The organism is Rhizobium sp. BK060, from assembly GCF_014193145.1.
GTDB lineage: Bacteria > Pseudomonadota > Alphaproteobacteria > Rhizobiales > Rhizobiaceae > Rhizobium.
This window is the reverse complement of record NZ_JACHYW010000016.1, coordinates 86,336-109,388: the sequence shown is the minus strand read 5'-3', so window position 1 is coordinate 109,388 and position 23,053 is coordinate 86,336. Positions and strand designations below refer to the sequence as shown.

General features: G+C 61.6%; 25 protein-coding genes and 1 pseudogene. 7 read left to right on the top strand and 19 right to left on the bottom strand.

Annotated elements, in window-relative coordinates:
* Nucleotides 1–35 precede the first annotated feature (35 nt).
* From FHT71_RS18720 to FHT71_RS18710, 3 genes are all read right to left on the bottom strand, one after another.
* A complete protein-coding gene (locus FHT71_RS18720; RefSeq protein WP_132592037.1) occupies nt 36–1,439 on the bottom strand; it encodes a HAMP domain-containing sensor histidine kinase in 1,404 nt (467 codons plus the stop codon).
* The gene (locus FHT71_RS18715; protein ID WP_007789174.1) at nt 1,436–2,182 is read right to left on the bottom strand and encodes a response regulator transcription factor; all 747 of its coding nucleotides are present in this window, start codon (nt 2,180–2,182) and stop codon (nt 1,436–1,438) included. The genes FHT71_RS18720 and FHT71_RS18715 overlap by 4 nt, the downstream gene beginning before the upstream one ends.
* A gap of 76 nt (nt 2,183–2,258) precedes the next feature.
* Nucleotides 2,259–3,830 (bottom strand): Do family serine endopeptidase, encoded by a 1,572-nt coding sequence (locus tag FHT71_RS18710; protein WP_132592039.1) that lies wholly within the window; start codon nt 3,828–3,830, stop codon nt 2,259–2,261.
* A 220-nt stretch (nt 3,831–4,050) separates the two neighbouring features.
* Here FHT71_RS18710 and FHT71_RS18705 point away from each other — a divergent pair, with 220 nt between their 5' ends.
* A complete protein-coding gene (locus tag FHT71_RS18705) occupies nt 4,051–5,229 on the top strand; it encodes an MFS transporter (RefSeq protein ID WP_183721355.1) in 1,179 nt (392 codons plus the stop codon).
* Between the two features lie 3 nt (nt 5,230–5,232).
* Here the strand turns inward: FHT71_RS18705 and FHT71_RS18700 are convergent, their stop codons facing one another.
* The 10 genes from FHT71_RS18700 to FHT71_RS18655 all read right to left on the bottom strand — a co-directional run bounded on the left by FHT71_RS18700 (nt 5,233) and on the right by FHT71_RS18655 (nt 13,393).
* Complete coding sequence (locus FHT71_RS18700; RefSeq protein ID WP_183721352.1) at nt 5,233–5,688, bottom strand: cytochrome c-type biogenesis protein; 456 nt, start codon at nt 5,686–5,688, stop codon at nt 5,233–5,235.
* Nucleotides 5,685–7,673, bottom strand: coding sequence for a heme lyase CcmF/NrfE family subunit (locus FHT71_RS18695; RefSeq protein WP_132592045.1), 1,989 nt, complete (start codon nt 7,671–7,673; stop codon nt 5,685–5,687). The genes FHT71_RS18700 and FHT71_RS18695 overlap by 4 nt, the downstream gene beginning before the upstream one ends.
* Nucleotides 7,670–8,122, bottom strand: a complete 453-nt coding sequence (ccmE, locus tag FHT71_RS18690; protein ID WP_007789169.1) for a cytochrome c maturation protein CcmE — start codon at nt 8,120–8,122, stop codon at nt 7,670–7,672. Before ccmE ends, FHT71_RS18695 begins: the two co-directional genes overlap by 4 nt.
* The gene (ccmI, locus tag FHT71_RS18685; RefSeq protein ID WP_183721348.1) at nt 8,119–9,252 is read right to left on the bottom strand and encodes a c-type cytochrome biogenesis protein CcmI; all 1,134 of its coding nucleotides are present in this window, start codon (nt 9,250–9,252) and stop codon (nt 8,119–8,121) included. Before ccmI ends, ccmE begins: the two co-directional genes overlap by 4 nt.
* A 128-nt stretch (nt 9,253–9,380) precedes the next feature.
* Nucleotides 9,381–9,806 (bottom strand): hypothetical protein, encoded by a 426-nt coding sequence (locus FHT71_RS18680; RefSeq protein ID WP_132592047.1) that lies wholly within the window; start codon nt 9,804–9,806, stop codon nt 9,381–9,383.
* 116 nt (nt 9,807–9,922) lie between these two features.
* Nucleotides 9,923–11,326, bottom strand: a complete 1,404-nt coding sequence (locus FHT71_RS18675) for a HAMP domain-containing sensor histidine kinase (protein WP_132592049.1) — start codon at nt 11,324–11,326, stop codon at nt 9,923–9,925.
* Nucleotides 11,316–11,987, bottom strand: a complete 672-nt coding sequence (locus tag FHT71_RS18670) for a response regulator transcription factor (RefSeq protein WP_018860060.1) — start codon at nt 11,985–11,987, stop codon at nt 11,316–11,318. The genes FHT71_RS18675 and FHT71_RS18670 overlap by 11 nt, the downstream gene beginning before the upstream one ends.
* Before the next feature lie 53 nt (nt 11,988–12,040).
* Complete coding sequence (locus tag FHT71_RS18665; protein ID WP_007801209.1) at nt 12,041–12,289, bottom strand: hypothetical protein; 249 nt, start codon at nt 12,287–12,289, stop codon at nt 12,041–12,043.
* A gap of 205 nt (nt 12,290–12,494) precedes the next feature.
* Entirely contained in the window at nt 12,495–12,662 is a 168-nt protein-coding gene (locus FHT71_RS18660) for a hypothetical protein (protein WP_183721345.1), read from the bottom strand.
* 86 nt (nt 12,663–12,748) lie between these two features.
* Complete coding sequence (locus FHT71_RS18655) at nt 12,749–13,393, bottom strand: HAD family hydrolase (protein WP_132592052.1); 645 nt, start codon at nt 13,391–13,393, stop codon at nt 12,749–12,751.
* A 241-nt stretch (nt 13,394–13,634) separates the two neighbouring features.
* Between FHT71_RS18655 and FHT71_RS18650 the strand changes: the two genes are divergently transcribed.
* Together FHT71_RS18650 and FHT71_RS18645 are read left to right on the top strand one after the other, a co-directional pair.
* On the top strand, nt 13,635–14,849 hold the full coding sequence (locus FHT71_RS18650; RefSeq protein WP_183721342.1) for an MFS transporter: 1,215 nt from the start codon (nt 13,635–13,637) through the stop codon (nt 14,847–14,849).
* A 105-nt stretch (nt 14,850–14,954) separates the two neighbouring features.
* On the top strand, nt 14,955–15,347 hold the full coding sequence (locus FHT71_RS18645) for a GFA family protein (protein WP_007801203.1): 393 nt from the start codon (nt 14,955–14,957) through the stop codon (nt 15,345–15,347).
* Nucleotides 15,348–15,359: 12 nt separating this feature from the next.
* Here FHT71_RS18645 and FHT71_RS32180 read toward each other — a convergent pair whose 3' ends face one another.
* Nucleotides 15,360–15,494 (bottom strand): hypothetical protein, encoded by a 135-nt coding sequence (locus tag FHT71_RS32180; protein WP_281040978.1) that lies wholly within the window; start codon nt 15,492–15,494, stop codon nt 15,360–15,362.
* A 248-nt stretch (nt 15,495–15,742) separates the two neighbouring features.
* Here FHT71_RS32180 and FHT71_RS18635 point away from each other — a divergent pair, with 248 nt between their 5' ends.
* Nucleotides 15,743–15,925 carry a hypothetical protein gene (locus FHT71_RS18635; protein WP_245505505.1) on the top strand — a complete coding sequence of 61 codons (183 nt, stop codon included), beginning with the start codon at nt 15,743–15,745 and terminating at the stop codon, nt 15,923–15,925.
* A 27-nt stretch (nt 15,926–15,952) separates the two neighbouring features.
* Here the strand turns inward: FHT71_RS18635 and FHT71_RS18630 are convergent, their stop codons facing one another.
* The 3 genes and pseudogenes from FHT71_RS18630 to FHT71_RS18620 form a co-directional block, all read right to left on the bottom strand.
* The gene (locus tag FHT71_RS18630) at nt 15,953–16,261 is read right to left on the bottom strand and encodes a Dabb family protein (RefSeq protein WP_007801197.1); all 309 of its coding nucleotides are present in this window, start codon (nt 16,259–16,261) and stop codon (nt 15,953–15,955) included.
* 19 nt (nt 16,262–16,280) lie between these two features.
* Complete coding sequence (locus FHT71_RS18625; protein ID WP_132592056.1) at nt 16,281–16,967, bottom strand: hypothetical protein; 687 nt, start codon at nt 16,965–16,967, stop codon at nt 16,281–16,283.
* A gap of 294 nt (nt 16,968–17,261) precedes the next feature.
* Nucleotides 17,262–17,561 (bottom strand): annotated as a pseudogene (locus FHT71_RS18620) (DNA-packaging protein); the annotation flags it as partial.
* Nucleotides 17,562–18,071: 510 nt separating this feature from the next.
* Between FHT71_RS18620 and FHT71_RS18615 the strand changes: the two are divergent.
* The gene (locus FHT71_RS18615) at nt 18,072–18,416 is read left to right on the top strand and encodes an MmcQ/YjbR family DNA-binding protein (RefSeq protein ID WP_007801191.1); all 345 of its coding nucleotides are present in this window, start codon (nt 18,072–18,074) and stop codon (nt 18,414–18,416) included.
* Between the two features lie 6 nt (nt 18,417–18,422).
* Here the strand turns inward: FHT71_RS18615 and FHT71_RS18610 are convergent, their stop codons facing one another.
* The gene (locus FHT71_RS18610; RefSeq protein ID WP_007801189.1) at nt 18,423–19,337 is read right to left on the bottom strand and encodes an SDR family oxidoreductase; all 915 of its coding nucleotides are present in this window, start codon (nt 19,335–19,337) and stop codon (nt 18,423–18,425) included.
* A 105-nt stretch (nt 19,338–19,442) separates the two neighbouring features.
* Here FHT71_RS18610 and FHT71_RS18605 point away from each other — a divergent pair, with 105 nt between their 5' ends.
* Nucleotides 19,443–19,997 carry a TetR family transcriptional regulator gene (locus tag FHT71_RS18605; RefSeq protein ID WP_132592058.1) on the top strand — a complete coding sequence of 185 codons (555 nt, stop codon included), beginning with the start codon at nt 19,443–19,445 and terminating at the stop codon, nt 19,995–19,997.
* Between the two features lie 7 nt (nt 19,998–20,004).
* Here FHT71_RS18605 and FHT71_RS18600 read toward each other — a convergent pair whose 3' ends face one another.
* The gene (locus FHT71_RS18600) at nt 20,005–20,493 is read right to left on the bottom strand and encodes a YcgN family cysteine cluster protein (RefSeq protein ID WP_165933141.1); all 489 of its coding nucleotides are present in this window, start codon (nt 20,491–20,493) and stop codon (nt 20,005–20,007) included.
* A gap of 183 nt (nt 20,494–20,676) precedes the next feature.
* Between FHT71_RS18600 and FHT71_RS18595 the strand changes: the two genes are divergently transcribed.
* Nucleotides 20,677–22,812, top strand: a complete 2,136-nt coding sequence (locus tag FHT71_RS18595) for a transglycosylase domain-containing protein (protein WP_132592062.1) — start codon at nt 20,677–20,679, stop codon at nt 22,810–22,812.
* The last annotated feature ends 241 nt before the right edge of the window (nt 22,813–23,053 follow it).

Sequence of the window (23,053 nt, the reverse complement as noted above, 5' to 3'; positions counted from 1 at the left end):
CGAATTCGATCCGCCGCCGCCGCGCTCCTGCAACGCTACTTCACTGGAAAGATCATGCTGACGGTAAGACCTCGCTTTTCCTGGCTTTGCGGATCCGTATCGGACAGTTCGAGCTTACCACCGTGTAATTCCATGACCGCCTCGACCAATGAGAGGCCAAGGCCGGTGCCGGGTTTGGAGCGGCTTTCATCCAACCGCACGAAGCGCTTCAGCACATCTGCTCGCTGCTCGGCTGGGATACCGAGCCCACGGTCAGCAATGGAGAGGCAAATGCCATCAGCGCGGCGGAGCAGTGTCAGCGCAATATCGCCGTGGCCCTCCGCATCCGAGGAATACTTGATAGCATTGTCGATGAGATTGAAAATCGCTTGGCCGATCAGCTCGCGATTGCCCTGCACTTCGATACCAGGCTCGATCGACGACGTAAGCGCCAAGCCTGCTTCGTCGGCGACGGGCTCATAGAGTTCGGCACTGTCCGCTACGATGGCCGAGAGATCGACAGGCGACATTTCAGCGGCGACAGAGCCCGCCTCAACACGCGAAATCATTAGTAGGGCGTTGAACGTGCGGATCAACTGATCGGACTCGGAGATGATTCCTTCGAGGGCGGTGCGCCGCATCAAGCCGTCAGTGGTATCCAGGGCGTCGGCGGCCTTGTTGCGCAGCCGCGTCAGCGGCGTCTTCAGGTCATGCGCAATATTGTCGGAGACCTGCCGCAAACCCTCGTTCAGCTTCTCTATCCGTCCGAGCATCGTATTGAGCGAGACAGAGAGGCGATCGAACTCGTCGCCAGAGCCCCCAACCGGAAGACGCTGCGAGAGATCACCTGCCATGATCTTCTTGCTGGCATCGGACATGCGGTCAATGCGCTTCAGGGCGTTCCGACCGATCCCGAACCAGATGACGATGGCCCCGAGACCCATGATCGCGAGAGCAATCATCAGCGCCTGCCGGACCAGCCCGCGAAATGCTTCGGGCTCGCCCAGGTCGCGGCCGATCAGCAGGCGCAACCCGTTGTCCAGCACGAAAATGTTAGCGACCGCCATATGCCGGCGGCTGAGGCCGCTATCCGCATAGCGCTGATACATGAAGGGCAAGGAAGTCCACCCCTCTTCATCGAGCACACCGGGCTGCACGGACGCGACGTTCCCGGCGAGAATATCGCCTGAAGGACCCGCAATAATATAGAGATTGGCGCCCGGCTGGCGCGCGCGGCGTTCCATCGTGCGCAGAAGAAGATTCATGCCGCCGGTATCGTACGCTCGCTGGACCTGATCCACTTCCTGCTGCACGGCTTCGCGGATCTGGTTGGTCAGAAGCCGCTCGGACATTGCCGTCACATAGAAGACCAGCGTCGCGGCGCAGATGGCAAAGAGCAGGATGTAAAGTGCCGAAAGGCGGACTGCCGTGGACTTGAAGAGAAACCAGAAACGGTTCATCCCTCGTCCTTGATCATATACCCCGCGCCGCGAATGGTCTTGAGAAGCGGCTGGCTGAAGTCCTTCTCGATCTTGGACCGCAACCGCGAAACATGCACGTCGATAACGTTGGTCTGTGGATCGAAATGGTAGTCCCAGACATTCTCGAGAAGCATCGTGCGAGTGACGACCTGGCCGGCGTTCTTCATCAGATATTCAAGGAGACGGAATTCGCGCGGCTGCAGCGGTATCTCCTTGCCGCCGCGACGGACCTCATGCGCGAGCCGGTCGAGTTCCAAGTCGCCGACGCGATAAACAACGTCCTGGTCCGGCGTGCCTTTACGGCGACCGAGCACCTCGACACGGGCGAGAAGCTCACTGAATGCATAGGGTTTCGGCAGATAGTCGTCGCCACCTGCCCTGAGACCGGTAACACGATCGTCCACCTGACCGAGAGCGGAGAGAATGAGAACAGGCGTGTGAATTCCCTTGCGGCGCAATTCGCTGATAACGGACAGACCGTCGCGGCGCGGCAGCATGCGATCGATGACGATCACGTCGTAGGTGTTTTCCGAGCCCATGAAGAGCCCGCTTTCGCCGTCGCTTGCATGGTCGGCCACAATGCCGGCCTCACGAAACGCCTTGGTAAGGTAGACCGCTGCTTCCAGATCGTCTTCGATGATGAGAATCTTCATGCGGCCGACATTACCCGCCGGTTGCGTTTCGGCAAGGCTCAAAGCTTCTTCCTGTCGCACAGAGGTCATTGCAATCACCCTACGATATTGGCGAAAGGAAGCCGCGCCCAGAAGGCGCGGCTCCCACTCTGTCAGGGTCGGAGGATTAACCCTGGTCGTTGATCGGAAGGGCGACGAAGCGGCTGCCGTCCTTCGACTGGATCTGGAAGAGTGCCCGGGTGCGGCCATCCTTCTTCGCCTGGTTCAGGACCTTGACGACATCGTCGGCGCTCGAGACTTCCTGATTATTGACCGAGGTGATCTTCTCGCCTTCTTTGATGCCCTTGTCGGCAGCGTCGGAGTCCGGATCGATACCGGTGATCTGCAGGCCCTTGCCATCGTCAGAAGGACCAACCGTCAAGCCGAGATCAGCGAGTGCCTTTTCCGAAGCAGGAGCCTGGCTTTCCGGTGCCTGATCGCCGTCGTCAGCGGAAGCATCCTTCTGTTCGGCCGGCAGCGTTCCGAGTTCGACCGTCAGGGACTGAGCCTTGCCGGAGCGCCAGACAGAAAGCTCGACCTTCTTGCCGGGTGTCATGGCGCCGATACGGCGGCTCAGATCGCGGGCATCCTTGACCGTCTCGCCGTTGACGGCGGTGACGACATCGCCAGCCTTCATGCCTGCCTTCTCACCCGGCGTGCCCGCCTGAGCGGAGACTACAAGGGCGCCGCTTGCCTCGGAAAGGCCGAGCGAGTCGGCAATGTCCTTGGTCACGGGCTGGATCTGAACGCCCAGGTAGCCGCGGGACACCTGCCCGTCCTTCATGAGGTCGGCAACGACGTCCTTGGCCGTAGACGCCGGGATGGCAAACGCAATACCTACACTGCCACCGGACGGAGAGAAGATCGCGGTGTTGATGCCGACGACTTCGCCATTGAGATTGAAGGTCGGGCCACCGGAGTTACCGCGGTTCACCGCAGCGTCGACCTGCAAGTAATCATCATAGGGACCAGAACCGATGTCGCGGCCACGGGCCGAGACGATACCGGCTGTTACCGTACCGCCGAGACCAAACGGGTTGCCGACCGCGACAACCCAGTCGCCGACGCGAACATTGTTGTCATCTGCCCAGTTGACGTAAGTGAACTTGCGGCCCTTGCCATCAACCTTCAGAACGGCGAGGTCGGTACGCGGATCCTTGCCGATCAACCTCGCGTCGAGTTCGGTGCCATCGTTCATCACTGCAACGAATGCTGCGCCATCGGAAACGACGTGGTTGTTGGTGACGATGTAGCCATCCTCAGAAATGAAGAAGCCGGAGCCCTGGGCAACCGGACGCAGACGGCCCTTGCCATCCTGCGGGCCATGATGCCCCTGAGGACCGCGGCGGCCCTGCTGGCCCTGCGGACCCTGCTCACCGAACTGGCGGAAGAAGGGCTTCAGGGCATCCGGAAGATCGTCGAAGCCGCGACCATTGAAGTCGAACGTGAAGCCGTTCGCCTCATCATCGGACACCGGTTTGACGCGGTTTTCGACACGCACCGAAACAACTGCCGGCGAGACGGCGTCGACGACGTTCGCGAAGCTCGGAACGGACGGAGCCTGAACCTTTACGGCTTCGGCATAGGAACGGGTGATTTCGAGGGGAATACCGGTCGCAAGCACCGCAGCGGCAAGACCGGCGACGGTCGAAGCCTTCAGCGCGGTATTGAGCGACGGAGCTTTGATATTCTTGAACATGAGTGGCACCTTCTTTGACTTCAACATCTACAGGATCAGGATGACCGGATCGGTTGATGAAGGAAGATATAGGACGGCACACCTTACTGCGAACTGTCCGTGCGATGAAAAATTCGTAATGTGCAATACGACCGCATTTCGATCCCGTGCGGCAATCTCCCTCGACGAAAGCGTCGGGAGTCGATAAGCCTCCTCCCTGCAACCGGAGGAGGACGAAACCATGGCCCATGTGGTCACGGGAGAGGATTTTGCGCCAGATACTGCTGCGCTCGCTGCCGTTATCTTCGGTGTCACCGCCTTCGCGGTTGCACAGGGGCTGACCTATCCGCTGATTTCTCTCGTCCTCGAGCATCGCAATGTTTCGCCGAGCCTCATCGGCTTCAACGCCGGTTGCTTTGCGGCAGGTCTGGCTGTGGCGACGTTCGCGGTGACGTGGCTGTCGCGAAAGGTGCGTGGCGATCGGCTGATCGTTGCGGGTCTGATCGGCTGTGCCGTCAGCCTCTCCACCTTCGCGACCTTCGACATCTTCTGGGTCTGGTGCATCGCCCGGTTTTTTCTCGGCTTCTTCGTCAGTTTGATTTTCATGTTGAGCGAGGCCTGGCTCAACACGGCCTGCCCTGACCGCCTGCGCGGGCGCGTCTCCGGTCTCTATGGGGCCGGCATGTGCGGCGGCTTTGCCGCGGGTCCGCTGGTCATTCCGATCTTCGGCACGGAACAAGGCTTTGCCTTCGCTCTGCTTGCCGTCTACGTCGCCTGCGTCGCCTTTCTGACGATTATCCTCACCAGGCGAGCACGGACGCTTCCCGAACAGGCCGCATCGGGCGCCCTTTTCAAGTTTGTCAAAAGCGCGCCGATCCTGATCTGCATGGTGGTCGCATTTGCATTCGCCGACATTGCCGCCATCTCAGCCATGCCGGTCTATTTCGTCCGGCTCGGCTATTCCGAGGCGTTCGCCGCCGTCAGCGTTACGGTGCTCGCGTTGCCAACCGCGCTTGCCCAACCGGTGGTCGGCTGGCTTCTCGACAAGACCTCGCGCTTCGGCGTCGCCATCTGCTCTGGCCTGCTGGCGGGACTGAGTTTCATCGCAATCCCGTTTCTTCAGTCGCAGGCAGCGATTCTGGTGATGTTCGGCATTATGGGAGCAGCGAGTTTTTCGCTCTACACCTGCGCCCTGACAATTCTCGGCGAACGCTACGCGGGAGACACGCTTGTCGCGGGAAGTGCAGCCTTCGCCCTTGCCTACGCCGTCGGCAGTGCTTTGGGCTCATCCTCGGTGGGCGCGGTAATGGACGTCTACTCGCCGTCGGCAGGACCGATTGCGGCCGGCTGCGTCGTGCTGACGTGTACCGCGGTGCTCGTCGCGTCTGCGGTGCGTGGTCGCCTCCGCAGACAGTCGTAAAGATCACTCATCGAGCAGTTCACTCAAGCGGGCCTGTTCTTCGGCGGTCAGCTTTGAGCCCGTCGGCCGGCCAGCGCTTTTGCGCGCGAAGACGATCAGCGACAGGCCGCCTGCAACAACCAGCAGAAGCGGCGCGCCCCATAGCAGAATTGTCTTCATTACGAAACGCGGCTTCAAGAGCACGAATTCGCCGTATCGCGAGACGATGTAGTTCATGACCTGCTCGTCGGTGTCGCCATCGGTCAGCCGCTCGCGCACCAGCAAGCGCAGGTCCTTCGCGAGCTCGGCATTGGAATCGTCGATGGACTGGTTCTGGCAGACCATGCAGCGCAGTTCCGCGGAAATCGCCCGGGCCCGTGCCTCCAGCTTCGGATCGGCAAGAACCTCGTCCGGGTTGACCGCAAAGGCCGGCACGGACGAAAGAACCACGGCCATTGCGAGGACGAAGCGCCGGATCATTCCGCCGGCTCCATCGCTGGACGCGCCGGCTTTGCCCTCCGGCTCGGAGCGCCGACACGCAGGCGCCGGTCGCTCAGCGAGACGAACCCTCCGATCGCCATGATCACTGCACCACCCCAAATGCAGAGGATGAAAGGCTTCCACCAGATGCGCACCACCATGCCGCCGTCGTTCGTCGCATCCCCCAGTGACACATAGAGCTGGCTAAGGCCGAAGGTCAGAATGCCGGCCTCCGTCGTCGGCATCTGGCGCGCCGTGTAGATCCGCTTGGACGACCACACATCCGCGACTTCCACGCCACCGCGACCGATGCTGAAGTGGCCGCGCTCCTCACTGTAATTCGGCCCGTTTGCCGGCCTTATGCCGTCAAAGCGCACGGAATAGCCTCCGGCCTCTACGGTCTGGCCGGGTTTCATTTCGACCACATGCTCGGTTTCAAAAGTGGTCACCACAACGATGCCGAGGACGGCCACGCCAAGCCCGGCATGCGCGAGCGCCGTGCCGAAAGCCGAGCGCGGCAGACCGGCAAGGCGCCTCCAGGCGACTGAAGCTGCAACCTTGCCCACTCCCGCGCGATACCAAAGATCGGCAATCGCGCCGAAAATCAGGAAAAGAGCGGCAGCCAGCCCGAGCACGGCAAGCACCGGCCCCCCATGCTCGACGTAAAAGAACGCGACTGCCGCGACAAAGGCCAGGATCGCGAGAAGATAGAGCCGCTGGAAAACAGCAAGCAAGTCACCGCGCTTCCATGCAAGCAGAGGACCGAAGGGCACGATGACCAAGAGCGGCGCCATCAACAGTCCGAAGGTCATGTTGAAGAAGGGGGGCCCGACCGAGATCTTGTCGCCCGTCAGCGTCTCCAATAGCAGCGGATAGAGCGTGCCGGTCAGCACCGTTCCGCAAGCCACCGTGAGAATGAGGTTGTTGAGGACGAGCGCCCCTTCGCGCGAAATCGGGGCGAACAAGCCGCCTACCGAAAGCCGCGGCGCGCGGAACGCGAAGAGCGACAGTGCTCCGCCAATGAAAATCAGCAAGATGCACAAGATGAAAACGCCGCGCGTGGGATCGCTGGCAAAAGCATGCACCGAGGTCAAAACGCCCGATCGTACAAGGAAGGTGCCCGTCAGCGATAGCGAGAACGTCAGGATGGCAAGCAGAACCGTCCAGATTTTCAGCGCCTCGCGCTTTTCCATGACGAGTGCCGAATGCAGCAATGCCGTTCCGGCAAGCCACGGCATGAACGATGCATTCTCGACCGGATCCCAAAACCACCAGCCGCCCCATCCAAGCTCGTAGTATGCCCAATAAGAACCCATGGCGATACCGAGCGTCAGAAATGTCCAGGCAGCCAGCGTCCACGGCCGCACCCAGCGCGCCCAGGCGGCATCGATGCGCCCTTCGAGAAGGGCCGCCACGGCGAAGGAGAAGCAGACGGAAAAGCCGACGTAGCCGAGATAGAGCAACGGCGGGTGGATCGCGAGTCCGACATCCTGCAGGACAGGGTTGAGGTCCTTCCCCTCTGCCGGAGCCGGATCCAGGCGCATGAAGGGGTTAGAGGTCAGAAGGATGAACAAAATGAAGGCGACCGAAATCCAGGCCTGCGCGGCAAGCACGTTTGCCCGCAACGTGTCAGGCAAATTGCGTCCGAAGGCTGCCACCAGAGCGCTGAACAGCGCCAGGATCAGCAGCCAGAGCATCATCGAACCTTCGTGATTGCCCCACACGCCGGAAAACTTGAAAAGCAGCGGCACCAGCGAGTGCGAGTTCTCCCAGACGTTCGCCACCGAAAAGTCGGAGACGACGTGAGCGTAGGTCAGGACGGCGAACGAGAAGGCCACCAGTGCAAACATCGCCAGGGAGCCGACGGACGCGACGTCCATCATCGCACGGTCGAGGCGTCTTGCACCGATTACCGGAACAACGGAGATCACAAGCGCCGTCGCAAGCGCAAGAATGAGAGCGTAGTGGCCGATCTCGATGATCATTGCGCCGCCTCCCCTTCCTTCCAGAGCCCTTGCGCCTTCAGCTTGTCGGCGACTTCCTTCGGCATGTACTTTTCATCATGCTTGGCCAGCACGGTGTCGGCGGTAAAGACGTCGCTGCCGGTTTCGAAACGGCCCTCGGTCACGACCCCTTGCCCCTCGCGAAAGAGATCGGGGAGAATGCCGGTATATCGTACCCTCACAAGGTCGCCCGTCGCGTCGGTCACGGCAAACTGCACCGTCGATCCCGCGCCACGCACGATGCTCCCCTCGCCGACAAGACCGCCGAGCCGGATCCGGGTTCCGGGCGGCACCGGATTCTTTGCGATATCCGCCGGCATATAGAAATAGGCCACCGACTGGCTGAAGGCGAACATGACGAGCAGCACGGCGGCAATGATGAAACTCATGCCGCCGCCGATGATTGCCAAGCGCTTCTGCTTGCGCGTCATTCCGTCATTCCTTCTGTCGCGATGTCGAGCTCTCGTGCCAGCGCCAGCAGTTGCTTGCCTTGCTCGCTGCTCGCCGGAAACGCTGCCAGTCCGCGCTTCAGAGCTCCAACCGCACGATCCTTGTCCTTCAATACGACATAAGAGCGGACAAGCCGCAACCAGCCTTCAAGATTGTTCGGGTCTTCGGTGAGCTTGGCATCGAGGCTTTCCACCATGCCCTGAATCATTTGTTGCTGGTCGCCAGCGTTCATGTTCTCGGCGGCAGCAACGTCCGCCTGCGTCGGATTGCCCGGCGCGTTCGCAGCGCCGCTCGGCAATGCGCCGGCATTCTTTGCAATATGCTCGGCAACAAGCGGCATCCATGGCGCGTCGGCGGGTGATTGCTTGGCAAGGGCCTCAAAGGCGACCTTAGCCTCTGCAGACCGGCCTGCCTGCTCCATGCCGAGCGCAATATAGAAGCTTGCCTTCGGATTATCGGGCTGCAGCTGAAGCGACTGCTCCAGCACCTTGCGCGCATCTTCGGTGACGACGCCGTTCGAGGTCGCCATCAGCGTCTCGGCAAGCCCGTCCAGCCGCGCCGGGCTTGGCCCGAGCATGCGGATCGCATTCCGGTAGGCATTCTCGGCATCGGCAACGCGCATGGTGTTGAAGTAGATCGGCGCCAGCACGTCCCAGCCCTTGCCGTCATCGGGATTCTGCGCCAGGTGCCGCTCGGCCTTGGCGACCAGGATCGCCATGTCGTTGCCGGGGTTTTCAAGTCGGGCTTCCAGCGGCTGCGACGGCAAATCCGGTCGCCCCACCAGACTGTAAAGACAGAGCCCCACGATCGGCAACATCAGCAGCACGAAGGCTTCGGAGAGACGGTGATGCTTAGAAAGCTTGCGATCGGTGACCGGCGCGGCCGAGACTGTGATCAGGCGTCTGCCGATTTCGGCCCGCGCATAATCCGCTTCATCGGCTGAGATCAGTCCGCCGGCGCGGTCGCGATCGAGTTCGCGCAGCTGATCGCGATAGACGGCTGCCTCCCCGGCACGCATGTCATCGACCGCTTTGGCGCCACGCAAAAGCGGATAAAGCAGAATGGCAGCGACGGCGGCCGTCAGAGCGGCCACAAGAATCCAGAAAAGCATAGGCGCCAAATACTCGAAGCGAACATCTATTCCAACAAGCAAAGCCGCAATGACGATTATTTGAGGCGTTTGGCCGCAATATGCCGTGAGCGGCTCATCCTATCGTCTCCTCGATGCAGCGAAACCGGCTAACCCAGCGGCGACCAGCTACCATTGTCGTTTCGGCACGCGGAGCCGCGCGCCACCGTCTCCTTGCCATCGATGGTCACGCTGTGTGTATACTGACGGCAGTTCTGCGAGCCGACCTGATAGGGCGCAGCCGCGACAACCTTGCCGCTGACGTTACGTCCGCTCCAGACAACCGGCTGCCCGACGCCGGCACCTTCCAAGGCACGATACTCGGCTTCGAGGGCGCGCTGGCGGTCGCTATCGCTGAGTTCCAAGCCGCTGCGACCGATGATGCCGCCCTGCAACGCTCCAATATAGGTAGCCGAAGGCGGAGGCTTCCGCGAGAAAAGACCGCCGGAGCCACCGCTCTTCGTCGATTGGCATCCGGAAAGCGTCATGGCGACGAGGAGCGAGGAAACAATCATGCCTTGCAGACGTAGCATCATTCAGCCGAACCAGAATCAGGTGTCAATCAACGAGCCACACGCGCACCAAGCCGTGTCGGCAATAAGGCAAAGCATGCTATACAATCGCCTAGGTCTATGTGACATCAAGCAATTGCTCACGCAACATCCTTTGTGATGCCCGGCAAAATAAGCCGAGCCTTTAAACCCCGCCACTCCCCGCGGGACAATTCCAGCCGACCCTGATACTCGTTGGAAATCTCGGTCACGATGGACAGCCCAAGCCCGGTGCCTGGTTTGCTTTCATCCAGCCGCTTGCCGCGCTTCAGCGCTTCGCGGATCTGATCCGGCTCAAGTCCCGGCCCGTCGTCCTCGACAACAAGCTCGACCCAGTGGCGACGCCCACTGCCCTCGGCACCCTTGATATCTTCGGGCGCCTCCGTAACGGACAGGCGTACCTTGGTCGCCGCGAAACGAGCGGCATTCTCGAGAAGGTTGCCGACGACCTCTTCGAGGTCCTGCTGCTCCATGGCAACCGCGAGATGGGGCGGCGTCACCGTAAGTTCGAACTCCTTGTCGACGTTCAAGCGCCGCATCACGCGCACCAGCCGTTCCAGCGCCGGCTCGGCATCGGTGCGGGCGAGCACGGATTCGCGTTGTGCGGCAATCCGGGCGCGATTCAGATACGACTGCACCTGACCCTGCATCGCCTCTGCCTGGCTGCGCACGAGATCACCGTGAGAGCGTTCCAGGACACGCGCCTCGTTGAGCAGCACGGCAATCGGCGTCTTCAGGGAGTGGGCGAGATTGCCGACCTGCATGCGTGCCCGCTCCACGATGCGGCGATTGCTGTCGATCAGGGCGTTGACCTCGTTGGCGAGCGGCAGAATTTCGCGCGGGAACGCGCCCTTCAACTGCTCGCTCTCGCCGGCGCGAATGCGTTCAAGCGCGGCGCGCGCCTTATCGAGCGGCTTGAGGCCATAGAGAATGGCCAGTGCGTTGACGATTAGACTGCCGACACCGAAGCCGGCCAGCGCCAGATAGAGGCTGTGGGAAAAATTGCGGACGTCGTCTTCGACAACATCGACGTTGCCGGTAACGCGGAAGCGCGCAGCACGGCCATCGGTATCCAGAACGACTTCGGTCTCGGCAACGTGGATACGGTTCCCCGAGGCATCGGTTACCTGGTAGTAACGCTCGTAATTCTTGTCGAAGGGCGCTTCGAGAACCGAGGGAACAGGGATCGAGATCGAGCCAAGCGACGGCGACACCAGCGGCGGAGCCGTGTAGGTGCCGAGCGGCTCGACGAGCCAATACCAGCCCGTCTTCGGCTGTGCAAAGCGCAGGTCGCCGAGCTGCGGGCTACCGCTGAGTGCCCCCTGATCGCCGATCGTCACTGAATTGACGACGTTGTAGAGCTGGGCACGCAACAGGTCCTGAAAACCGCGCTCAGCGCTCTTCCGATACAGCGTCGAGATCAGCAGGCCGATGACCACGAGCGCGACGGTCGACCAGATCGTGGTCAGCAGCAGAACGCGTGCAGTAAGCGATTTAATTCGCATTGTTCGGCGCTTGGATGCGGTAGCCGAGCCCGCGCACCGTTTCGATCAGGTCAACGCCCATCTTCTTGCGAAGGCGCCCGACGAAAACCTCGATCGTGTTGGAATCGCGGTCGAAATCCTGATCGTACATATGTTCGACCAGTTCGGTGCGCGAAACCACTTCGCCCATGTGATGCATGAGATAGGAAAGCAGCCGATATTCATGCGAGGTCAGCTTCAGCGCCACGCCGTTGACCGTGGCCTTCGAACTCTTGGTATCGAGGCGCACCGGGCCGCAGATGATCTCGGACGAAGAATGCCCCGCCGCCCGGCGGATCAAGGCGCGGATCCGTGCCAGCACTTCCTCGACATGGAAAGGTTTGGTTACATAGTCGTCGGCGCCGGCATCGATGCCGGCGACCTTGTCGCTCCATCGGTCGCGAGCCGTGAGGATCAGCACCGGCATGCCGCGACCTGCGCCGCGCCACTTCTCAAGCACCGTCACGCCGTCCAGCTCCGGCAGGCCGATATCGAGGATGATCGCATCATAGGGCTCGGTGTCGCCGAGGAAGTGCCCCTCCTCGCCGTCAAACGCCTGATCGACGACATAGCCAGCTTCCTTGAGGGTATCGCTGAGCTGCCGGTTCAGGTTAACATCGTCTTCGACTACCAGAATGCGCATCGGTCCGCTTTACTCCGCTTGATCTCTTCGGCGTCTAGATAGGCCGATTCTGCCTACATCGGAACCTTGACGGTTACCTTGCGCGGGCGCTGGCCGTTGCCCTGGACGAGAACGGTAATGATGCAGCTATCGCCCAAAGGCTGGACGGAAAGGAGCTGGCCTCCCGTTTTTTCCACAACCTCACGCGCGGCCTCGCTGCAATCGCCTGCAACGCGCACGGTCAGGGTACGCGGATTATCCGGTGAGGGCGACGTTATCGCCAGCCCGGCGGCTAGCGCTGCGACGCTCAAGGGAGAGGCCATGTGCAATGCTTTCAATGGATACTAACTTGGCCCAGACTATGTACTCAAGCGACCTGAATGGCAAATGAATGCCTTGTAATCCCTGATGCTTAGAACAATTTTGAATTCGCGCCACGCGTGTTCGAAAATGCAGCGCAGCGAACGAGAGTGCCCGCTCGCCGCACCGGCTTCAACCGACGGATTTGATAGCCGCCTTGGCGGTCACTCACCCATAGACGGCCAGCAGACCGCCAAGCGCACCAGCTATATTCACGATCTCGTCCACCAACTGGCTTTTGTCGGCCGCAGCAAGATCGATACCCGCAAAATGCAACATTGACGCGACGACCGCCGCACAGCCGGCGATGCCGCCATCAATGCTGGCCTCTGCCACCTCCTCATCCTTTCGACATGAAAAAAGGAGCTCGAAGGCGCCGTCCTGCAGTTCCAAATAGGAGCTTTGCTCCGGTGCGTTGCCACCTAGGGCCACCGTCCGCGCAGACGCGGATGCTGTCGGATGTCCCGCTCACAGGAAAAGGCCCTGCCATCCCATCCGGCCTGCGCCGCCAGCGCTACAATCTCGGGCTGATCGTCGAAAAACAGCGGGCGCTCATCGCCGGAGATCCCTAGCGCGGCGTTGATGGCCTCGAAGAAGCGGACATCCTTTTTGGGATGCCCGATCTCGGCGCTGTAGAAAATGCCGTCGAAAAGCCAGGAAAGGCCAAGGTCGTTCCACAGATATCGTGCCCGGTAATGTTCCTGGCCGGTTGCCAGATACAGCTTTATATCGCCTGCCTGGCGCAGCTCGGACACAAGCCCGATAACCGATGCATTGAGATTTGAATCTTTTTCAAACCAGTACTGCACGAAGGAGTTCACGCTGCCTGCATAGCCGACCTGCGGAAGCACTTCGGCGAGAGCTGCCTTCAAATCGCTTTGTCCAGTCACGCATGCAAACATCCGGCTCTGGAAGCGATCACCCGGCGTTCCGAAAAAGAGCTGTTGGAACGCATCGCGATCCACACCCAGATCTTCTTCGATTGTCATATCCCATGGCTTGCGCAGTTCCGGATTAGCGTGCCATCCATCGATCAGCACGCCGTCGACATCGAAGAAGATTTTCACCGTCCGCCTGTCTTGCTGAGTCGCAACCCAAGTAACCTACGCCTATAGAGCCAACATGTAACCCACTATGGCCGATTGTGCTCGACGCTGCGACCGGCGATCAAACTCTTGAGCGACAGCTCCGGCCGAGATAACAGGCCCCGTCGGCGCCCGTTGGGGTCATCCACTTGTCACTTTCAACCTGTCGGCGAAGCTGCTACGACCTCCCTCGCCCCTGTCCCATTCGCCCCAAAGCCCGCCCATGTCTCGATCCATCGCCCTGCGCTCAGCGCAGACGGTTGCCGTCCTTGCCGTCACACAGCTGATCGGCTGGGGCACCAGCTTCGACATGCTCGGCGTCATGGGCCGCGTCGTCGCGCCCGATCTCGGATTGCCGAACGAGGTGATCTTCGCGGGGCTGAGCATCATGATGATCGTCAGCGCCCTGTCCGGGCCTACGACCGGTCGTATGCTGAACCGACATGGAGCCGCACGGGTGCTCGCCGTCGCTTCGATCACCTTCACGATCGGCCTGCTGCTGTTAGCTACCGCGCAGGGCATCATTCTCTATGTGCTTGCCTGGATTGCCATCGGCACCGGCGGTGCCTTCGGTCTTTCCGCCCCGGCCTATACCGCCGTCGTCGAGCGCGCCGGACCTGACAGCAAACGGGTGATCGCCATCCTCATGCTGTTCACCGGCCTTTCGAGTGCAATCTTCTGGCCGATCCTCAGCCTGCTCAACGCTACCGTCGGCTGGCGCATGACGTTTCTGGTCTGCGCGGCGCTACAGTTTTTCGTTTGCCTGCCACTGCATCTTTTCGCCCTGCCGAAGCCTATAGCCTTTGCTGCGGATGGCACCACCGCGCAGGAAGCGCCGGTACCGCTCTCCCCCTCGGGACAACGCAAGGCCTTCTTGCTGATTGCTGCGGCTACGACGATCTCGACCTTCGTCACCTTCGGCGTATCGCCATCGCTGCTCGAAATACTCCGGCAGTCCGGCGCCTCACCGGCGCTGGCATTGCAGCTCGGTTCGGCTCGTGGCGTGATCGGCATTTCCGCCCGCTTCGTGGATATGCTCCTCGGCCGCCACGGCAATCCGATCCTCAGCGCCGCGATGGGCGCGACCCTGATGGTATCAAGCTTCCTGATGATGCTGGTGATACCGCCCTCGACGCCGCTGCTGATCAGTTTCATCCTGCTCTATGGCGTCGGCTCCGGTGTCATGACCGTCGCCCGCGCACTGCTGCCACTCGCCCTCTTCTCGCAGCGCGAATTCGGATTGCAATCCGCCCGCCTGTCGCTGCCGCAAAACCTCGCCAACGCCATCGCGCCCGTCGTCTTCACGGCGATCCGCGATCGCGCCGGCGCCGGAACCGCGATCGCGACATGCGCCGCGCTCGCGGTCGTGTCGCTCGGCTTCGTGCTTATGCTCGCTGCACAGGTCAAGGCGGCAACCAGGCTATGCGCGCAGACTTGAGCGAGATGAACGCTGCTGCGCGTTCGGCAATGGGCGAGAAATTTGAAGTCGTCTTCCTATCTTCGGTGTAAACAGTCCGCCGTTTGATCTTGGAGGAGAAGCAACATGGACCGGTTCACTGGCGGTTGCCGCTGCGGCAACGTCCGACTTGTGGCATCTGGGCGTCCCTATCGGGTCGGCATTTGTCATTGCCTCGACTGCCGCAAGCATCACGGGGCGCTTTTTCACGCATCCGCGATCTTTCCTCAGGATGCGGTGACGGTCGAAGGCGAAACACGTGACTATGAAGGGCGGTTCTTCTGTCCCCGCTGCGGCTCCCCGGCTTTCGGACGCTCCGCAGATGAAGTCGAAGTGAACCTCGGATCGCTCGACGCTCCCAACCAGTTGAAACCAACCTACGAACTCTGGACCGTCCGCCGCGAGTCCTGGCTGCCACCCTTTCCGCTGTCGAGACACTACGAGCGCGATCGGGACGCCACCAGCCGCTTCGAAGAGTAGATCGCGAAGCCACTACTGCGAGATTGCAGCGACAACCGGCTCCATCACGGCCCGGAAGCGCAACTCGGCGACATAAAGCTTCGTCTTCGGTTCGCGGCGGCTCTGTGTCCTCAGAATGCAACAGGCTGACGAGGTGATGCGAGCCAAGATCGATCGCCGCATCCTGCAGCAGCGCATGGAGACGCACAGCCACCAGCTGCACCTGCTTTCGTCGCCCGGCGTCGATCCAGATTTCAAGAGCGAACAGATGCTCCTCACTGGCCTCCATCGAGGTCAAATAGTCGTTGCTGATGATCTCGCTGATCAGGACGCAAGGGAGCTTCCGAGCCGTCTGCAGCCGCGGATACCGTCCTCGCCGACCATGCCGAGAAGTTCGCTATCCCGGTCAGACGTGCATGATCGCCGTCAACAATTCATTGGCTTCAGAAGACGTTGACTGGACCGTCATGGGAACGCATCCGCTGGCAGGCCGCTATCACTCCAAACAGGAATTGAGGGCAGCCACGTTTGCACGGTTGAACAAGCTCCTTCCCGGCGGAACGCAGCTTCAAGTGTCGGTCGCAAAGTATCACGGCTGATCGATCACCCGCGCTGGAAAGTCAATTTCACCCCAGCGGCTGCTTTACCGCCGCATCGCTCTCGTAATCCGCCGCCGTCCGCATTTCGCGGATCGGGCGCACGAGGTCGATGGAACGCTGATAATCGGGATGCGCCTTGTAGGCGGCAAGCGCCGCCTCGTCGTCGAATTCGCCGTAGACCACCAAATCGACCTCGGTGCCGAGCTGGTCGGTCTTGATGTTGGTGCCAATCTCCAGCAGGCGGGCGTGCGGGATCGCCGTCAGGATCGACAGGCCGGCGCGCACCTTTTCCAGTTGGTCCGCAGGCGCTGTAAAGAAGACGATGTGGCGGATCACGCGGAACTCCTATGAGGATCTAGCCGAAGACCCGCGCGATAGCACGCAGGAGCCAGGCCTTCAACCGCGCAAGCGGGCCTGCCGACTGTTCGCGGCGGATGGCCGCAAGGAAGGTCTTGCCGTAGCCGGCCAGCGTCTCCGCCCGATCCGTGCCGTTGACGATGCGGCGCGCATTGACCCAGTCGTCGGTCGTCTCGTTCAGGTGGTCGGCGAGCTTGTGATTGGCAAAGGAGCCCTGCACCATGCCCTCGATCAGGATCGAAACGGCCGCCTCCATCTCCATCGCGCGGTCGGGCTCGGCCACCAGATCAATGCCGGTCAACAGGCTCATGGCCTCGTAGTTGCGCTTGTGGGTGAGCTGCACCAGCCCGCGGCCAAGCCAGCACTTGCCGTCCTCGTCCGGCCGCCAGTAGGGCGTCTTCACCCAGGAGAGCTTGCCGCCCGCATAGGCATACTCCAAGATCTCGATCGCCCGGGCATCGGTCGTCGCCAGCGTCTCGCGTACCGGCTGCATCGTATAGGCCGTCTCGTGATAGGCGGTCGCCATGATGTAGGCGAGCCAGCGCGGATCGGCCTCCGCCATCCGCGCCTCCCAAAAATCGAGAATTGCCGTCATGCCCTCCACCTGCGGCTGATTAAGCGTCCCCTTGAACAGTGCGTCGCGCACCGTGTCGAAGAAGAAGGGCCTGTCGATGTGGATAACCATGATGTCAGCCTCAAAAAGTGGTACGGCGCTCTGCGCCTCAATCGATTAAATTTAATTCAATCGTTTAAAGTGTTTAAGCGCCTGATTTACACGTAGTTTAAGCCGTGCCAGTGATTAACTCACCGTTAAATCCAGCACTCGGAGGAGAGCATGCAGCAGCCGGCCAATAGCAATCAGCCGACCATTCCCCAGCATGTCGTCGACCAGCTCGAAAACGAGTGGCGTCAGGTTCGCCCGGAGCAGCAGCCGCCGCGTCCGGCACAACCGCAACCTCAACGCTAGTCCTTCAGACACCCTCACCCGGGGTTCTCGATGTCCCTCCAGCATTAGTGCCGTCAACGCCCAGACCAGCGCATCCAGCCGGTCGGGCGAACGGCCGAATGAAAGCCCGTCCGGGCCGAAGTCGCACATCTGGTCCTCGAGCGCGACAAAGCTCCCGGCATGGGCGACACGCCCCCTGCTCGTGAGTGCCGCGACCGGTTCGGCCCTGAGATATTTACCGCGCGTCGCGCGCGCGGTCGAGGCCGGCAGGCTCTCGTCGATGCTCTTCAGCATCGATGCCACCATGTCGCCACCCTGGTTGATCTCGGCCACGCCGTAGCGATTGGCCAGTGCATCGATGAAGCCAGACGCCAGATTGCTGGCATTGGCGAGTGTGCTGATCCGCGTCAGCCGCGTGCCGGCATCGGCAATCAATCCCTTCAGCAGCGGCACCGGGGCGGCGGCGGCAACGGTGCCACCCTGACCGGGAGGGCCCGTAAGGTTCCATTCGACAAGGAGCTGCCGCGTCCGATGTTCCGCCAGCTCGTCGATGCGCTCAAGAAACCGGTTCTTCGCATCTTCAAGTCCCATCGCAGCATCGTTCTCTTCCGCGGCCAGCTCGCGATCGCGCGCGATCTGTCGCTGCAACTGATCGGCTTTCTTCAGCGTGCGCACGATCAGCGACATGGCATCTGTCCCAGCCTTCAGGTCGGCCCGCGCGAGCTTTGCCGCGTCACGTCACAGAGGATTATTTTCCTATTTTGTGAAGATTTTCCGACACCCGCTGCTGCTTGAGTTTTTCTGATTGGTCCGCGCCCATCAGCATGTGCTAATTTTATCGCCATGAACCAGGAAGAGCTCATTTCCTTTGCGCTCAGCCTGCCGGAGGCGGTCGAGAGCGCGCACCACGGCACGCGCGATTTTCGCGTGCGCAGCAAGATATTCCTAACGATGCCGGATCAGGACTACTGCGTCGTCCGCCTGACACCCGACCAGCAGCACATGACGCTGGCGGTGGCGCCTCATGATACGGCCGCGGTGCCGGGCGGTTGGGGACTGCGCGGCTCGACCCGGCTCTTCTACGGCAAGGCGACCGACGAACTGGTGCAGGATCTCGTGCGCAAGGCATGGCAGAACGCCGCGCCAAAAACGCTGCAAAGACAGTTTGTTATCATCCCGTCCGGCTAGTTCGATCTAGCGATAACCGGTGGCGTCGGCGGTCTTGCCCGCGTCCATCACCTCGTCCATGTAGCGCCAGCAATCCGGCCGCGAGCCGTCCACGTCGTCGAAGCCGTAGACCTTGGCGAGCCCGCCGCTCGACAGCGACTGGCCGTTCCAGCGGGCGCGCCCGGGATCGGCGGCGAGTGCGGCGACCGCCCGGCCGGTGAAGCGCGGCGTCTCGGAGATGACGAAGTGCGGCTGCACCGCCGTCGCATCGCGCCAGTTCTCCTCCCGCACGCTGTAGTTATCGAGCATCATTTCCGAGCGCATCCAGCCAGGTGTCAGCGCAACGGCGGTCGCGCCATGCGGCGCAAGATCCTTTGCATGCGCCCAGGTCATGCGGATGACGCCCGTCTTGACGAGGTCATAGTAGGGGCAAAGGCGGTAGTGGGTGGCGTTGTACTCGGCGGTGCCATCGGTCAGTTCGACGAGCAGCCCGCCGGGACGCTCGATCATCAGCGCCAGCGCATAATGCGCGGTGATCAGGTGGGTATCAATCGCCAGCCGTAGCATGTGCAGCCCCTTCTCCAGCGAATGCTCCCAGACCGGCTTGTTCCATTCCGTCAGATGCTCGCCGCCCCAGATATCGTTGACCAGGATGTCGAGCCGGCCTTGCTCGCGGCGGATCCGGCCGACCAACGCCTCGACCTCGCCAGGCACCGTATGATCGACACGAACGGCGATCCCCTCGCCGCCAGCTGCCGTGACCATCTCGGCGGTCTCCTCGATCGTCTCAGGGCGGCCGTATTCCGATTGCTCCGCCCGCGTCGTGCGGCCGGTAACGTAGACCGTGGCGCCGGCAGCGCCGAGCTCCACCGCAATGCCGCGACCGGCGCCGCGTGTGCCGCCGGCAACAAGGGCAATCTTTCCCGAAAGGGCTGCTGTCATTAGCTTCTCCTCCATGCTGGAACCGGCCTGGGTCGGTTCTGATTGCTCCACTTGAATATAAACGAACGTTCGTTCATATTCATTGCGAACGCAAGAGGAAATTTCATGCCGCGCCCCCGCACGCTTTCGGACGAACAGCTTCTCGACATGGTGCTGGGGCTCATCCATGCGGAAGGCCCGGATGCGGCAAGCTTCGGCGCGGTGGCGAAGATCAGCGGTCTTTCAGGCTCGACGCTCGTGCAGCGGTTCGGCACCAAGGCGGCGATGCTGCGGACCTGCCTGCTGCGCGCTTGGGACCGGCTGGACATGGAAACGGCCCGGCTGATCCGGTCCGTTCCGACGACGCCCGCGGGCGCCATTGACCTGCTCGCTGGCCTTTCGAAGGACTACGGCTGCGATGCCGCCTCCTATGCGGAGGGCCTGCTGCTGTTGAGGGAGGATCTGCGCGATCCGGCCTTGCGCGCTCGTGGGGCTGCCTGGGGCAAGACACTGGCCGCAGCGCTCGACCGGTGCCTTCACGTCCAAGGCAGAACGCCCCTCGGGCGGCTGATGCTCTCGCAGTGGCAGGGCTGCCTGCTCTGGTGGGGTTTCGAGCCGCAGGGCTCGATCGAAGACTATGTGCGGGGCGAGCTCACGCAGTTTCTTAGGTCAGTCGCCTAGGCCGGCACTACTTGGCCGTCTCCGGCTCTTGCGCCTGCGCCTCGTCGCCGACCGTCAGCGGCCAATCCACCACGTAATCCTCGAAGTCGTCGACATCGACTTCGGTCTCGTTGATCGTCCGGCCGCGCGCCGAAATGCCAGCCGCATGCACCGTCTCGGGATCGCCTGACACCAGCGGATGCCACCAGTAGAGGTCGCGCCCCTCGTTGATCAGCCGGTAGCCGCAGGTCGGCGGCAGCCAGGCGATCTCGTCGACGTTTTCCTTGGTGAGCTGGACGCAGTCGGGCACAAAATCCCGGCGATTCTCGTAGGAGGAACAGCGACAGCTCTCATCGTCGAGCAGCTTGCAGCGGATCGACGTGAAGTAGATGTCGCCGCTATCCCACTCCTCGAGCTTGTTGAGACAACAGAGGCCGCAGCCGTCGCATACGCTCTCCCATTCCGTCGTCGTCATCTCGGCGAGCGTCTTCGTCTTCCAGAAGGGTGTTTGTTCCATCATTCCGTTCTTGCAACAGCTCCGCGCAAAATCGCGTGAGAGCTTCCATTTCTCTTGTCCTTGTCAGGCAAATCAACCAATGATTCACCAAGCTCCGGTTACTCCGGGGCACTGTCGGCAGATTTACCATAGTCCGGCGTCAGGTTCGTCCGGCGTCGAACTGATCGGGCGGGAATATAAGACGTGACGGATCCGGACAATCCAGAAAAACGGCCGCGCAAGCAACGCCACCTGCTGCTGAAGATCGACTCGTGGATCGATTCGACCATCTGGAACGCCGGTTTTCGCTCGGCCGAAATCTGGGAAGACATCACCATCTTCTTTCGCCGCTTCCGCGTCCGCGGTTGGAAGCGGATCGTCTTCGAACTTGGCGGCGAAGGCCTGACGCTCGGCGTCGTCGGCGCCGTCCTGATGCTGACCCTTGCCCAGCCTGCCTTCGAGGCTACCAAGGAAGATTGGCGCAATCGCGGCGACTACGCCGTCACATTCCTTGATCGCTACGGCAACGTCATCGGCCATCGCGGCGTCATCCACCAGAATTCCGTGCCGATCGATGAACTGCCTGACGCCCTGATCAAATCGGTGCTGGCAACCGAGGACCGGCGTTTCTTCGACCACTTCGGCATCGACGTCATCGGCCTCTTCCGCGCGGTGGTCACCAACGCCCAGGCCGGCGAAGTCGTCCAGGGCGGCTCGACGCTGACGCAGCAGCTCGCCAAGAACCTGTTCCTCTCCAACGAACGCTCGATCGACCGAAAGATTACGGAAGCCTTCCTGGCCTTGTGGCTCGAAGCCAACCTCTCCAAGAAGGAAATTCTCTCCACCTACCTCGACCGTGCTTATATGGGCGGCGGCACCTTTGGTGCTGCTGCAGCGGCACAGTTCTATTTCGGCAAGAGCATCACCGACGTCAATCTGGCCGAGTCTGCCATGCTGGCCGGCCTGTTCAAGGCGCCGGCGAAGTATGCGCCGCACGTCAACCTGCCGGCGGCGCGCGGTCGCGCCAATGAGGTGCTGACCAATCTCGTGCAGAGCGGCCTGATGACCGAGGGACAGGTGATCGCCGCCCGGCGCAATCCGGCCACGGTTGTCGACCGCAACCAGGTGGGATCGCCCGATTTCTTCCTCGATTGGGCCTTTGATGAGGTGATGCGGCTGTCACCGCGCTTCCATCAGCATTCGCTCGTCGTCCGGACCACGATCGACATGGGGCTGCAGAGTGCCGCCGAAGATTCCGTCGAAACGTCGCTACGCGAATATGGCGAAAGCTATCACGCCAAGCAAGGCGCGATGGTCGTGATCGAAAACGGCGGTGCGGTGCGGGCAATGGTCGGTGGCAGGGACTACGGTGAAAGCCAGTTCAACCGCGCCACCAGGGCGCTGCGCCAGCCTGGCTCGTCCTTCAAGGTCTACACTTATTCGGTGGCGATGGAGAACGGCATGACACCCGACACCATCGTCGTCGATGCGCCGATCTACTGGGGCAACTGGAGCCCGCATAACTACGCCAACAAATATGCCGGCCGTGTCACCATCGCGACCGCCATTGCCCAGTCGATCAACACCATCCCGGTGCGGCTTGCCAAGGAGAAGCTCGGCATCCAGCCGATCCGCGCCATGGCGAAGAATCTCGGCGTCGAATCACCGGTGCGCGACGACGTGACGATCCCGATCGGCACCTCTGAAGTGACCGTGCTCGACCAGGCAACCGCCTATGCCGTCTTCCCAGCGGGCGGCTACCAGTCGCGCCGTCACGGTATCACGCAGGTCCTCGATTACGGCGGCGACGTCCTCTACGACTTCGACCGTGACGAGCCGCCCGCCAAGCGGGTGCTCTCCGAGAAGGCCGATACCTACATGAACCAGATGCTGTCGCGCGTTCCCTATGTCGGCACTGCGCGCAAGGCAGCCCTCGACAACAACATCCTGACGGCCGGCAAGACGGGCACGACGCAAGCCTATCGCGACGCCTGGTTCATCGGCTACACCGGCAACTACACTGCCGCCGTCTGGTTCGGCAACGACGACTACACCTCGACCAACAAGATGACCGGCGGCTCGCTGCCGGCCATGACCTTCAAGCGCGCCATGGACTACGCCCACCAGGGCATCACGCTCCGCCAGATCCCCGGCACGCAGCCGCTGCCGCCCGACAAGACGGTGAAGACCGTTACCGCCAAGCCGGAGGAAGGCAGCCCGCCTCCCCTCGTTCGCCCGCGGATGCTCTCGGTCGAGTCCACACGCATTCTCAAGGACCTTGGACAGGCGCTGAAGGCAGCCCCGCCACTTGCCGCGCAGAAGGTGGCAAGCGCCGACTAGGACCGTCAAGTGGCATCAACTTAGTCGCTACCCGGACGACCCCGGACGACAACTTTGCGCCCGCGGCCTAGTGTGGCCTCGGCACTATCGTGAAAGTCCCACGTAGTAAGCTCCGATCACTCGGGCGGCGCGACAACGCCTTTCAATCTGGCGGTGAAAGTAAAGATGTGCGATATTCGCGTCTAGGACGGCTGCCAACATTGAGGCAGACGCCAGAGCGAGCATTTTATCGCTAGCCATT